Origin of the sequence: Providencia sp. PROV223 (assembly GCF_028479245.1) — a bacterium.
Taxonomy (GTDB): domain Bacteria; phylum Pseudomonadota; class Gammaproteobacteria; order Enterobacterales; family Enterobacteriaceae; genus Providencia; species Providencia rettgeri.
Window position 1 is genome coordinate 143,606 of record NZ_JAMPNG010000010.1, and the last position, 12,171, is coordinate 155,776.

16 protein-coding genes are annotated in these 12,171 nt (G+C 41.4%); 9 read left to right on the forward strand and 7 right to left on the reverse strand.

From position 1 onward, the window contains the following. Positions 1–82 precede the first annotated feature (82 nt). The 7 genes from murA to mlaF form a co-directional block, all read right to left on the reverse strand. Positions 83–1,345 carry a UDP-N-acetylglucosamine 1-carboxyvinyltransferase gene (gene murA, locus PR767_RS12995; protein ID WP_115167915.1) on the reverse strand — a complete coding sequence of 421 codons (1,263 nt, stop codon included), beginning with the start codon at positions 1,343–1,345 and terminating at the stop codon, positions 83–85. A gap of 52 nt (positions 1,346–1,397) precedes the next feature. After that, on the reverse strand, positions 1,398–1,652 hold the full coding sequence (gene ibaG, locus PR767_RS13000) for a BolA family iron metabolism protein IbaG (protein ID WP_004258269.1): 255 nt from the start codon (positions 1,650–1,652) through the stop codon (positions 1,398–1,400). A gap of 222 nt (positions 1,653–1,874) precedes the next feature. Then, the gene (mlaB, locus tag PR767_RS13005) at positions 1,875–2,165 is read right to left on the reverse strand and encodes a lipid asymmetry maintenance protein MlaB (protein WP_109911682.1); all 291 of its coding nucleotides are present in this window, start codon (positions 2,163–2,165) and stop codon (positions 1,875–1,877) included. A 1-nt stretch (position 2,166) separates the two neighbouring features. Then, positions 2,167–2,796, reverse strand: a complete 630-nt coding sequence (gene mlaC, locus PR767_RS13010; RefSeq protein ID WP_004908281.1) for a phospholipid-binding protein MlaC — start codon at positions 2,794–2,796, stop codon at positions 2,167–2,169. 35 nt (positions 2,797–2,831) lie between these two features. Further along, complete coding sequence (mlaD, locus tag PR767_RS13015; protein WP_102137924.1) at positions 2,832–3,335, reverse strand: outer membrane lipid asymmetry maintenance protein MlaD; 504 nt, start codon at positions 3,333–3,335, stop codon at positions 2,832–2,834. A gap of 3 nt (positions 3,336–3,338) precedes the next feature. Next, positions 3,339–4,121, reverse strand: coding sequence for a lipid asymmetry maintenance ABC transporter permease subunit MlaE (gene mlaE / locus PR767_RS13020; protein WP_004908276.1), 783 nt, complete (start codon positions 4,119–4,121; stop codon positions 3,339–3,341). 6 nt (positions 4,122–4,127) lie between these two features. Then, a complete protein-coding gene (gene mlaF, locus PR767_RS13025) occupies positions 4,128–4,931 on the reverse strand; it encodes a phospholipid ABC transporter ATP-binding protein MlaF (protein WP_004908275.1) in 804 nt (267 codons plus the stop codon). A gap of 479 nt (positions 4,932–5,410) precedes the next feature. Here mlaF and kdsD point away from each other — a divergent pair, with 479 nt between their 5' ends. From kdsD to rapZ, 9 genes are all read left to right on the forward strand, one after another. Beyond that, positions 5,411–6,379, forward strand: a complete 969-nt coding sequence (kdsD, locus tag PR767_RS13030; protein ID WP_004908272.1) for an arabinose-5-phosphate isomerase KdsD — start codon at positions 5,411–5,413, stop codon at positions 6,377–6,379. A gap of 14 nt (positions 6,380–6,393) precedes the next feature. After that, positions 6,394–6,954, forward strand: a complete 561-nt coding sequence (gene kdsC / locus PR767_RS13035; protein WP_272520414.1) for a 3-deoxy-manno-octulosonate-8-phosphatase KdsC — start codon at positions 6,394–6,396, stop codon at positions 6,952–6,954. A gap of 16 nt (positions 6,955–6,970) precedes the next feature. Beyond that, positions 6,971–7,546: an LPS export ABC transporter periplasmic protein LptC gene (lptC, locus tag PR767_RS13040; RefSeq protein WP_004908267.1), complete on the forward strand. Its 576-nt coding sequence runs from the start codon at positions 6,971–6,973 to the stop codon at positions 7,544–7,546. A 1-nt stretch (position 7,547) separates the two neighbouring features. Continuing rightward, entirely contained in the window at positions 7,548–8,108 is a 561-nt protein-coding gene (gene lptA / locus PR767_RS13045; protein ID WP_004908264.1) for a lipopolysaccharide ABC transporter substrate-binding protein LptA, read from the forward strand. A 5-nt stretch (positions 8,109–8,113) separates the two neighbouring features. Further along, positions 8,114–8,839, forward strand: coding sequence for an LPS export ABC transporter ATP-binding protein (gene lptB / locus PR767_RS13050; protein WP_004908261.1), 726 nt, complete (start codon positions 8,114–8,116; stop codon positions 8,837–8,839). A 41-nt stretch (positions 8,840–8,880) separates the two neighbouring features. Further along, positions 8,881–10,326 (forward strand): RNA polymerase factor sigma-54, encoded by a 1,446-nt coding sequence (rpoN, locus tag PR767_RS13055; RefSeq protein WP_109911679.1) that lies wholly within the window; start codon positions 8,881–8,883, stop codon positions 10,324–10,326. 22 nt (positions 10,327–10,348) lie between these two features. Continuing rightward, on the forward strand, positions 10,349–10,636 hold the full coding sequence (gene hpf, locus PR767_RS13060; protein WP_004258306.1) for a ribosome hibernation promoting factor: 288 nt from the start codon (positions 10,349–10,351) through the stop codon (positions 10,634–10,636). Between the two features lie 93 nt (positions 10,637–10,729). After that, complete coding sequence (ptsN, locus tag PR767_RS13065) at positions 10,730–11,197, forward strand: PTS IIA-like nitrogen regulatory protein PtsN (RefSeq protein ID WP_004258311.1); 468 nt, start codon at positions 10,730–10,732, stop codon at positions 11,195–11,197. A 119-nt stretch (positions 11,198–11,316) separates the two neighbouring features. After that, a complete protein-coding gene (rapZ, locus tag PR767_RS13070; RefSeq protein ID WP_004258318.1) occupies positions 11,317–12,168 on the forward strand; it encodes an RNase adapter RapZ in 852 nt (283 codons plus the stop codon). Positions 12,169–12,171 lie beyond the last annotated feature (3 nt).

Sequence of the window (12,171 nt, forward strand, 5' to 3'; positions counted from 1 at the left end):
AAGGTTGTTCGATATCGAACAACCTTTTTTGATTCATCGAATAGGTAAATAAAGCCACCAGCCTATTTACCTTATCAAGGTATTAATCATCTGAGTGCACGCGCTGAATATCAGCACCTAAACCACGTAGTTTATCTTCGATATGCTCATAACCACGGTCAATATGATAAATACGGTCAACTGTCGTTGTCCCTTCCGCAATACAACCCGCTATAACTAAACTCGCAGAAGCTCGTAAATCCGTTGCCATCACCTGTGCACTGGTTAATTTTTCAACACCATGACATAACACAGTATTACTTTCAATTTCAGCATGAGCCCCCATACGGATTAGCTCAGGGATATGCATAAAACGATTCTCAAAAATCGTTTCAGTGATCATGCCAGCACCATCAGCAACAAGATTAAGTAAGCTAAACTGTGCTTGCATATCCGTTGGGAACCCTGGGTGTGGCGCCGTACGTAATGTCACTGCTTTCGGGCGTTTGCCTTCCATATCTAGGCTAATCCAGTCATCACCTATTTCAATTTTAGCTCCTGCTTCACGCAATTTAGCTAACACCGCATCTAAAGTATCTGGACGAGCATTACGACAGATAACCTTGCCGCGCGAAACCGCGGCTGCAATTAAAAATGTTCCCGTTTCAATACGGTCAGGTAGTACTTTATAAACACCCCCACCTAAACGTTCAACACCTTCAATAACAATACGGTCAGTCCCTGCACCCGTAATTTTTGCACCAAGGGTATTTAAGAAATTAGCAGTATCTTCAATTTCAGGTTCACGTGCCGCATTTTCAATTGTTGTGGTTCCTTCAGCTAAAGTCGCAGCCGTCATAATAGAGACTGTCGCACCCACACTGACTTTATCCATCACAATGCAAGCACCTTTTAAGCGGCCATCGACCGTTGCTTTTACATAACCATCTTCTAAAGCAATCTTTGCGCCTAATTGCTCTAAACCTGAAATATGTAAATCAACTGGACGAGCACCGATAGCACAGCCACCTGGTAAAGAAACTTCACCATGACCAAAACGAGCGACCAATGGCGCCAAAGCCCAAATGGATGCACGCATGGTTTTAACAAGGTCATAAGGTGCACAGTATGTCGTTACAGTGCTTGCATCGACGTACACTGAGCCATTGCGTTGTACTTTAGTACCAAGTTGATTCAGTAATTTAATCGTTGTGTCGATATCCCTCAAATGAGGGACATTCTGTATTTCTACTGGCTCTTCAGCCAACAGAGCAGCGAACAGAATTGGTAATGCCGCATTTTTTGCGCCAGATATAGTGACCTCACCCTGTAAGCGGGTTGGTCCTTTAACTAAAAACTTATCCATTCAAGTATTCTCGTATGTCGAATTTTACAGTCTGTTCGCTTAGGCTTTGTAATCAAAGGCCACTAAGTTTACGATCGCGCTCCCATTGCGCAGGGGTGTACGCTTTAATAGACAAAGCATGAATGCGGTTATCCGCAATATACTCCATTAAAGGCGCATAAATTGCTTGCTGTTGCTTAACACGGCTCATACCGTCAAACATGTCACCGACCGCGATAACCTGAAAGTGGCTACCATCACCAGTAACAATAGCCTCATTCAGAGACAATTTTTCCATCAATACTTGCTTAATTTCGTTGGTATCCATAATGACTCAATTTATTAATTATTTGTGATTTATAATTTTACTCTAAATAGTGCAAATTGCATGCATAGCATACAGAGGCATCGCAATAAGAACAGTCAGAGCTCAATCCTCTATCCTAAAGGATTAGGCTTAACACTTAAACCAAAGAAAACGCCTCTCGTGCCGAAAAGCACATAGAGGCGCTTATTTTTACATAACTTGACCCAATTTAGGATATTTAACCTAATTGAGGATAACCCCTTGAACCCCGTATAGCTCAATCAATGTGTTCAAGTTATCACTGACACCGGTTATATTCAGTGAACGGTTTTTAGCTTGGAATTCACCTTTTAAGCGAACTAGCATCGCCAACCCTGTTGAGTCAACATGTTTGAGACCAGAAACATCTATATTTTCAATGCGTTCCAGCGATGAGTCTTTTTTATCCCAAAACGACATTAGCGAATCACGGTCTAACGTCCCGGTGAGATAAAGTGTTGTTTCATTGAGTTCCCATGCTAACAACTGACTCATATTACTTTTTCTCTTCTAAAGTAATTGGCGCTTTTGCACTGATTTCTAACTGTTTTGTTAAGCCATCGACACCTTGCTTACGTAAAATATCACCCCACTCATTTTGCTTAGTCGTGATCATACTCACGCCTTCTGCAATCATGTCGTAAGCTTGCCAGTAACCTGTTTTACTATTTTTACGCCATTGGAAATCTAAACGGACGGGAGGACGGCCGTTGGTATCAACAATAGTCACGCGAATGGCGACAATGTTTTTATCTCCCAACGGTTGCTCTGGGGCTATTTGATACGTTTGGCCATGGTACATTGCCAATGCTTGACCATAGACTTGTTCGAGGTAATCTTCAAATGCGTTGAAATAAGCCTCACGCTGTGCTGGAGTTGCCCCTTTATAATAGGTTCCTAACACCAAAGCCCCTGCATATTTAACTTGTACATAAGGTAATAATTCCTCACGAACAATTGTTCTAAGATACTCGGGGTCTTGCTTAATTTTCGGTTGCTCTGATTTCAAGCGGTTAAACGTTTTCGCCGCCGCTTCATCCATTAATTTATAAGGGTTGGTTTGGTCTACTGCCATGGCAAATGGCGCGATTGCCAACATAGCAACCATCATTAAACGTTTAAACATAATTCATTCCTTTATTCTTCAAAGGGAACACCAAATTACTGTGCAGTTGACTCTGGCTCTGCACCTTGGCTATCACCACTTTTATATAAAAACTGGCCAATTAAGTCTTCTAATACCATAGCCGGCTTAGTATCTTCAAGACGCCCGCCATTTTTTAAGATTGCGATACCTAATTCTTCGTCATCTGGACCAATATTCATCGCAATATATTGTTCTCCCAACAACCCTGACGTCCGAATTGATAGTGAGCTCGAATCAGGAATATTGTCGTATTCACTCAATAAATCAATTTTAACTTCAGGAACATAGTTCTTTTTATCTAGCGTGATACTGGCAACTCGACCAATCACCACACCACCCACTTTGATTGGCGAGCCTTCTTTTAAGCCACCAATATTTTCAAAAGATGCTGAAATTTGATAGGTGGATTGGCTTCCTATCGATTTTAAATCAGCGACTTTTAAACACAAAAAGATAATTGCGGCAATCGCCAGCAACATAAAACAACCAACCCATATTTCACTTTTTTTACTTTGCATGACTTAGTTCCCAAACATCAGTGCGGTAAGTACGAAATCCAGTCCTAAAACAGACAATGACGCATGCACAACTGTTCTTGTTGTAGCTTGGCTTATCCCCTCCGAAGTTGGGATGGCATCATAGCCATTAAATAATGCGATCCAAGTAACTGTGATAGCAAAGACTAAGCTTTTAATCACACAGTTTACTAAATCTAGCCGCCAATCAACGGAAGATTGCATTGAAGCCCAGAAAAAGCCTTCATCAATCCCCTTCCAGTCAACCCCAACTAGTGCGCCACCTAAAATACCGACAGCAACAAAAATTAGAGATAACAACGGCATACTAATAAAACCAGCCCAAAAACGTGGCGCGATGACGCGCCTTAGAGGGTCAACCGCCATCATTTCAAGGCTAGAAATCTGTTCTGTCGCTTTCATTAAGCCAATTTCAGCAGTTAATGCAGAGCCCGCTCGTCCAGCAAACAACAATGCGGTTACAACAGGGCCTAACTCACGCAATAGTGAAAGCGCCACCATCATACCTAAGCTAGCTTCAGCACTAAACGTCGTGAGAACCAAATAGCCTTGTAACCCCAAAACCATCCCAATAAATAACCCAGAGACAGCAATGATCAGCAATGATTGCACACCAATGGCGTACAATTGCTTCATCAGTAATGGCCATTGTTTACGAAACTCTGGTTTACCGAGTAAGGCGCGAAACAGCATGTAACCTGCTCGACCAAACGCGGAAAATATATCAATCCATCGGCGTCCGAAGCCTGCTATCGCCTTTAATATCATTTTATTTTACCCTAATAAATCAGCCAGATAATCATTGGCGGGAAAACGGAATGGAACAGGCCCATCAGCAATGCCATCAAGGAATTGTCGTACACGAGGGTCTTGGTTTTCTCGCAATTCTTCACCCGTTCCCTGAGCAATGACATGCTGCTGCGCAACAATATAAGCATTATCTGCAATACTCAATACCTCTGGAACATCATGGGAAACCACGACACAGGTGACACCCAGCGCTTGATTAAGCTCATCAATCAATTTAACCAAAACCCCCATAGTAATCGGATCTTGGCCGACAAAAGGTTCATCAAACATGATTAAATCTGGGTCAAGCGCGATAGCACGTGCTAACGCAGCACGCCGTGCCATACCTCCTGACAACTCAGATGGCATTAATTGAGCAGCGCCACGTAAACCAACCGCCTCTAGTTTCATCATCACCGTCGTATGAATCAGCGATTCTGGCAAGTTAGTGTGCTCACGTAGAGGGAAAGCCACGTTATTAAATACGTTCATATCCGTGAATAACGCCCCGGATTGAAACAGCATGCTCATCTTTTTACGAGATTGATACAGCTTTGAGCGTGACAGCGCTGGAATATTGTCGCCATCAAACCAAATTTCACCTTCATTTGGCCGTAATTGCCCACCAATCAAGCGCAGTAATGTGGTTTTACCAATCCCTGATGGCCCCATAATTGCCGTAATTTTTCCACGAGGAACCGCCAGATTAATATTTTCAAATATTTTCCGGCTTCCACGAGTAAAGGACATGTTCCGTACTTCAATTAAGTTGTCTGTCTGTGCTTGCATTGTTAAATAACTCGTTATACACCACGCGTAAATATTTTTTATCCGTTCAGATGTTACCGAAAGATAAACTGAAAATCGTCAAATATCACAACAAAATAGAATTTATAGTATTATAGCGTTGAAAATATGACTTTTAGTGTTACAACCCTGTTTTTACCTTCAGGTAACAGAGAAAAAACAATATAATTTACCTATAGTCAGCAAAAGCTTTTACTATTAACAGCAGATAGCTCTTAGAATGTTGTGATTTACCTAGCTTGAGGATACTCGAATTTGCCTATCCATTTTTGGTTCAAGATGCTAATGAAATCGTCTTGTACGTATTAAATTCTACATCGAAGTCCCGAAAAATACTCATTAAGTATAAAACTAACATTAAAAATAGCTTAACTGACAAAATACTTACTGATACCAAGTATTCGTTATACAATTTAATTTCGCTAATCCGATTAACTTAAAAGCTACGCATGGAACTAGAAATGTCAAACTTCGATTTTCAGAAAGTAGGTAAAGAAGTTCTCCATATCGAACACGAAGGTTTAAAAAACCTAGAACAATATATCAATACTGACTTTGACCGCGCTTGCCAGCTCATTTTTAACTGTGAAGGTAAAGTCGTCGTAATGGGAATGGGGAAATCGGGGCATATTGGCCGTAAAATTGCCGCCACACTAGCGAGTACAGGAACACCATCATTTTTTGTTCATCCGGGAGAGGCCAGTCACGGTGACCTTGGGATGATTACTCATAACGATGTTGTGTTAGCCATTTCAAATTCTGGTGAGTCAGGAGAAATTTTAGCCTTACTTCCTGTTTTAAAAAGAATTAAAGTGCCTTTAATCTGTATGACTAACAACCCTGAAAGTAATATGGGAAAATATGCAGATGTTCATTTATGTATCAAAGTCCCTCAAGAAGCCTGTCCATTGGGGCTTGCTCCTACCACGAGTACAACAGCTACACTCGTGATGGGAGATGCATTAGCGATAGCCTTATTAACCGCCCGCGGCTTCACTGCGAATGATTTCGCACTTTCGCATCCGGGTGGCGCACTTGGGCGCAAACTTTTACTCCTCGTTCGTGATTTAATGAATACGGGTGATGAAATCCCCCATATTCCTAAAAGTGCGTCTTTACGCGAGGCTTTAGTGGAAATTACCCGCAAAAAACTGGGTATGACCGTTATTTGTGATGATGATATGAATATTGAAGGTATTTTCACTGATGGGGATTTACGCCGTATCTTTGATATGGGAATCGACCTGAATAACGCTAAAATTGCTGATTTAATGACCCCCGGTGGAATTCGAGTATCACCAACCATGTTAGCGGTTGAAGCGCTTAATTTAATGCAATCTCGGCATGTGACTTCGTTATTAGTTGCAAATGATAACAAATTAGTTGGTGTGCTACATATGCATGATCTGCTTCAAGCAGGTGTTGTATAACATAAGGAAATACCATGACGTCTACCTTGTTGGAAACCTGCTATGGCCCTGTTGCCAATACTGTTTTAACCAAAGCAGAAAAAATCAAATTATTGATCTGCGATGTTGATGGTGTCATGTCTGATGGCTTGGTCTATATGGGAAATAATTGCGAAGAACTCAAAGCCTTTAATGTCCGTGACGGCTATGGGATACGTTGCTTATTAACTTCCGGTATTGAGGTCGCCATCATTACAGGAAGAAAAGCGAAGCTTCTTGAAGATAGGGCCCAAACATTAGGCATTACATATCTTTACCAAGGTCAAAGCGATAAGCTTTTGGCGTATCACGAACTGTTAGATACACTACAATTATCAGCTGAAGAAATAGCTTATATTGGGGACGATCTGATTGACTGGCCTGTTATGGCTAAAGTAGGCTTATCCGTCGCCGTCGCGGATGCCCATCCTTTGTTATTACCGCGAGCGGATTATGTGACTCGCATTGGCGGAGGAAAAGGCGCAGTCCGCGAACTTTGTGACCTTATTTTGCTTTCTCAAGGCAAACTGGAAGAAGCAAAAGGTTTATCAATATAACGAATAGATTGAATTCATGAGCAATGCGAAGAAGTGGTTAATTATTATTTTATCCTTGGTTGTATTAGGGCTTATCGGCTGGAATTTAGCAGGTAGTGATTCTGACAACCAAGAGGATAAAGTAATTAATGATGGTCAACCTAATTATCAAACTGATGATTCAGTGACTTTTGTCTATAATCCAACGGGTAATTTAGCGTATAAACTCGTTTCAGATAAAATAGATAACTACACTGAAGGAAAAATCACGTGGTTTTCAAAACCGGTTCTAACCACTTATAACGAAGCGGGCGAGCCAACTTGGACGGTTAAGGCTTTCAAGGCTAGGTTAACGAACGATAGAATTCTCTATTTATATAGCGATGTTCAGGTTGATAGCTTAACCAAAGACTCGCAGATCCAACGAATTACAACTGAGAGTGCAGTTGTCAATTTGACAACACAAGACGTTTCATCTGATGATAAAGTGACCATTATTGGACAAGGTCTCAATTCTACCGGTATGAAAATGAAGGGAAACCTTCGTACAAGAACGGCTGAATTAATCGAAGATGTTAAAACTCATTATGTGTTACAACCAGAAGAGCATTAAAATGAATCAAGTAACTAAGAAACGTTTTATTCAAGGAGCTGTTGCCAGTGCAATCTTGGCTCTTAGCCTACCTGCAATGGCATTAAAAAGTGATACGCAGCAGCCAATGACGATTAATTCGGTCAAACAATCTCTTGATTTAGAAAAAAACGTCACCACCTTTACTGATGATGTTGTTATTAAACAAGGTTCTATTGATATCAGAGCCAATAAAGTGGTTGTAACACGTCCAAGTAGTGACTCGGATAAAATTGTGATTGAGGCCTTTGGTACCCCGGTTACCTTTTACCAATTACAGGATGATGGCAAACCAATTAAAGGCCATGCCAGCAAAGCCCGTTATGAGGTCGATAAACAGCTCGTCACCTTAACAGGCAATGCTTATCTTGAGCAGTTAGACAGCAATATCCAAGGTGACAAAATTACCTATTTGGTTCCTACGCAGCAAATGGAAGCATTTAGTGATAAAGGTAAACGCGTCACCACTGTAATACTGCCAGCCCAATTGCAAGAAAAAGGCCCAGCAGCGAATAAAAATTCATCAGCAAGTAAGAGTAAATAACTGTTATGGCTACACTAACCGCTGAAAATCTAGCTAAAGCCTATAAAAAACGTAAGGTCGTTGAAGATGTCAGCCTGGAAGTTAAATCAGGAGAAATCGTTGGCTTGTTGGGACCAAACGGTGCCGGTAAAACCACAACCTTTTATATGGTTGTGGGTATTGTTCAGCGGGACGCTGGCAAAATTATGATTGATGGTGAAGATATCAGCCTTCTACCACTGCATGAACGTGCTCGTCGTGGAATTGGCTATCTTCCTCAAGAAGCCTCAATTTTTCGCCGCCTCAGCGTTTATGATAACTTAATGGCTGTGTTAGAAATTCGCGAAGATTTGAGCTCCCAGCAACGTAAAGAACGTGCTGAGGAATTGATGGAAGAATTTAGTATCACCCATCTTCGGGACAGTATGGGGCAGTCGCTATCCGGTGGGGAACGCCGCCGTGTGGAAATTGCGCGTGCACTTGCTGCTAACCCAAAATTTATTTTATTAGACGAACCTTTTGCGGGTGTAGACCCTATTTCCGTCTTAGATATCAAAAAAATCATTCAGCACTTAAGAGATTACGGCCTCGGCGTTTTAATTACCGACCATAATGTGCGGGAAACCTTAGATGTGTGTGAAAGAGCCTATATTGTCAGCCAAGGGCACTTAATTGCGCATGGGTCACCAACCATGATCTTAGAGAACGAACAAGTGAAACGTGTATACTTAGGTGAAGGTTTCCGGTTATAAATTATCGTGTTGTCATTTTTTAGGGAGAATAAAACAGATTCATGAAGCAAAGTTTGCAGCTTAGAGTCAGTCAACAACTTGCAATGACCCCTCAATTGCAGCAAGCTATCCGCTTGTTGCAGCTGTCTACACTTGAGCTTCAGCAAGAAATTCAACTTGCCTTGGAAACCAACCCACTTCTTGAACAAGAAGAGTTGAATTCCGAGCCCGAATCTATTGACTCCCTAAATGAAAATACCGATACCAGTGAACTCGATACCAAAGACGCTCTTGAAAATCATGATATGCCAGATGAGCTCCCTTTAGATGCTGATTGGGATGAAATATATACTGCAGGAACACCGTCAGGGACCAGTAACGATTATAGTTTTGATGAACTGCCTGTTTATCAAGGTGAAACGACACAAACGCTGCAAGATTACTTGACATGGCAAGCTGAGCTGACCCCTTTTACTGACACAGACAGGGCAATCGCTACTGCCATTATTGATTCAATAGACGATTCCGGTTATCTGACAACAGCAATTTCTGATATACATGAAGGGATTGATAACCCTGAAATTAGCATAGAAGAAGTCATCGCTGTCCTAAAGCGTATTCAGCATTTCGACCCGCTGGGTGTTGCAGCACAAGATTTAAAAGAGTGTTTATTAATCCAATTGTCGCTGTATCCTCAGCAAACTGATGGGCTACAAGATGCAAAGCGCATTATTAGTAACCATATTGATTTGCTGGCTAACCGTGATTTTCGCCAGCTGGGTAAATTAACTCGCTTAAAAGAAGATGCGCTAAAAACCGCGATAGACCTGATTTTAACGCTAAATCCAAAACCCGGCCAATCCATCAATACTGGGGAATCAGAATACGTTATTCCTGATGTTTTAGTGAAAAAAATTGCTGGGCACTGGCAAGTTGAGTTAAATACAGATAGCATCCCTAAACTAAGTATTAATAACCATTATGCTTCGATGCTAAATAATTCAGCAAATGAAGATGACTCGCAATATATTCGTAGTCATCTGCAAGATGCAAAATGGTTGATTAAAAGCCTTGAAAGCCGCCACGAGACACTCTTAAAAGTCGCGACTTGTATTGTAGAACAGCAACAAGAATTCTTTGAGCTGGGTGAGGAATATATGAAACCGATGATACTGGCCGATATCGCCTATCAAGTGGACATGCATGAATCAACCATCTCACGAGTAACAACTCAAAAGTTTCTCCATAGTCCACGAGGCATTTTTGAGTTGAAGTATTTTTTCTCCAGCCATGTTAATACGGACACAGGTGGCGAAGCCTCTTCAACCGCAATTCGAGCATTGGTGAAAAAACTGGTTGCTGCTGAAAACCCAGCAAAACCATTGAGTGACAGTAAATTGACGAGTATGCTGGCAGAACAAGGCATTCAAGTCGCTCGCAGAACTGTTGCTAAGTATCGAGAATCGTTATCCATTCCGCCCTCTAACCAGCGTAAGCAGCTGGTTTAATTGATAAAATAAGGAAGATTGTATGGAATTTCAGATTACTGGACACAATATTGAAGTTACTCCTGCATTGCGCGAGACTGTTGAGAAAAAACTCAAAAAATTGGAGCAATTGTTTGATCGTATTAATGGTATCCAAGTTGTCTTGAAAGTTGAAAAAGTTCAGCAAATTGCTGAAGCAACCGTGCAAGTTAATGGAGCGGATCTCCACGCATCAGCGGAAGAAAACGATATGTACGCTGCTATAGATATACTCGTAGACAAACTGTCGCGCCAATTAACCAAACATAAAGAAAAACTGAGACAACATTAATACATTGACGCGGCTTATTAATTAGCCGAATAATGTTTCAAACCAGATGGTGGGATACATCATCTGGTTTTGTAGTCCTAAGTGAACAATAAAATGAATAGTGATATAGAAATCCAGTTAAACGTTGTTTTATCATCAGCCTGTACACGTAATAATATTGTGTGCACCAGTAAAAAAAGAGCTTTAGAAATTATTAGTGAGCTGGCTGCCGTTGAATTGGAATTACCTGAAAATACGGTATTTGAAGCGTTATTAACCAGAGAAAAAGTTGGCACAACAGGTATTGGCGGCGGTATTGCCATTCCTCATGGAAAGCTGAACGAAGGTGAAAGTAGCCGTGCTGTCGGTGTCTTTTTACATTTAGAAGAGCCGATTGCTTTTGATGCAATTGATAACCAGCCTGTTGACTTGCTTTTCGCTTTACTCGTGCCATCAGACCAATGTAAAACGCACCTGCATACGTTGTCGCTTATCGCCAAAAAATTAGCCGATAAAACGCTCTGTAAACGCCTGCGCAGTGCACAAAGTGATGAAGAGCTATACAGCATAATTACAGAGTAAGCGATAAATTATGTATCTTGCCATATGCAAATGATATTGTTATGGTTTCTAAGTAATATTAATTGGCAAGTACTGCTTTTCAAGAAACACATTATTAAGAAACAAAAGGGAGCAAGCTCATGGTGCTGATGATAGTCAGCGGCCGTTCCGGTTCGGGGAAATCCGTTGCCTTACGTGCGCTGGAAGATATGGGTTTCTATTGCGTAGATAACCTACCGGTTGTATTACTGCCGGAGTTAGCGAATTCACTGGCTGATCGTAATATTTCAGCAGCGGTAAGCATCGACGTGCGTAATATGCCCGACAATCCAGAGATTTTCGAAGAAGCGATTGATAAATTACCATCAACCTTCTCTCCTCAATTATTGTTTCTAGATGCCGACCGTAACACGCTTATACGTCGTTATAGTGACACTCGTCGGTTGCACCCACTTTCAAGTAAAAATCTTTCGCTTGAAAGCGCAATAGATGAGGAAAATGAGCTACTTGAACCTTTACGCTCTCGTGCTGATTTAGTTATTGATACCTCAGAAATGTCCGTTCATGAATTAGCTGAAATGCTAAGAACACGTTTGATGGGCAAACGTGAGCGTGAACTGACAATGGTGTTTGAATCCTTTGGTTTCAAACATGGTATTCCTATTGATGCCGATTATGTATTCGATGTGCGTTTTTTACCAAACCCGCACTGGGATCCGAAATTACGCCCAATGACAGGTCTTGACCGGCCCGTTGCTGCATTCTTAGATAGGCATACTGAAGTCCATAACTTCATCTACCAAACTCGTAGTTATTTAGAATTATGGCTACCGATGTTAGAAACCAATAACCGTAGCTATTTAACTGTTGCGATTGGCTGTACAGGAGGGAAACACCGTTCAGTATACGTCGCAGAACAACTTGCCGATTATTTCCGTTCCCGTGGTAAAAATGTGCAGTCACGCCACAGAACATTGGAAAAGCGTAAATAACAG

Bases quoted from the DNA above. Each gene is read 5' to 3' on its own strand.
- rapZ (WP_004258318.1), top strand. From the start codon at position 11,317: ATGGTGCTGATGATAGTCAGCGGCCGTTCCGGTTCGGGGAAATCCGTT.
- hpf (WP_004258306.1), top strand. From the start codon at position 10,349: ATGGAATTTCAGATTACTGGACACAATATTGAAGTTACTCCTGCATTG.
- mlaE (WP_004908276.1), bottom strand. From the start codon at position 4,121: ATGATATTAAAGGCGATAGCAGGCTTCGGACGCCGATGGATTGATATA.
- kdsD (WP_004908272.1), top strand. From the start codon at position 5,411: ATGTCAAACTTCGATTTTCAGAAAGTAGGTAAAGAAGTTCTCCATATC.
- kdsC (WP_272520414.1), top strand. From the start codon at position 6,394: ATGACGTCTACCTTGTTGGAAACCTGCTATGGCCCTGTTGCCAATACT.
- mlaC (WP_004908281.1), bottom strand. From the start codon at position 2,796: ATGTTTAAACGTTTAATGATGGTTGCTATGTTGGCAATCGCGCCATTT.
- rpoN (WP_109911679.1), top strand. From the start codon at position 8,881: ATGAAGCAAAGTTTGCAGCTTAGAGTCAGTCAACAACTTGCAATGACC.
- murA (WP_115167915.1), bottom strand. From the start codon at position 1,345: ATGGATAAGTTTTTAGTTAAAGGACCAACCCGCTTACAGGGTGAGGTC.
- ptsN (WP_004258311.1), top strand. From the start codon at position 10,730: ATGAATAGTGATATAGAAATCCAGTTAAACGTTGTTTTATCATCAGCC.
- mlaB (WP_109911682.1), bottom strand. From the start codon at position 2,165: ATGAGTCAGTTGTTAGCATGGGAACTCAATGAAACAACACTTTATCTC.
- mlaF (WP_004908275.1), bottom strand. From the start codon at position 4,931: ATGCAAGCACAGACAGACAACTTAATTGAAGTACGGAACATGTCCTTT.
- lptA (WP_004908264.1), top strand. From the start codon at position 7,548: ATGAATCAAGTAACTAAGAAACGTTTTATTCAAGGAGCTGTTGCCAGT.
- mlaD (WP_102137924.1), bottom strand. From the start codon at position 3,335: ATGCAAAGTAAAAAAAGTGAAATATGGGTTGGTTGTTTTATGTTGCTG.
- ibaG (WP_004258269.1), bottom strand. From the start codon at position 1,652: ATGGATACCAACGAAATTAAGCAAGTATTGATGGAAAAATTGTCTCTG.
- lptB (WP_004908261.1), top strand. From the start codon at position 8,114: ATGGCTACACTAACCGCTGAAAATCTAGCTAAAGCCTATAAAAAACGT.
- lptC (WP_004908267.1), top strand. From the start codon at position 6,971: ATGAGCAATGCGAAGAAGTGGTTAATTATTATTTTATCCTTGGTTGTA.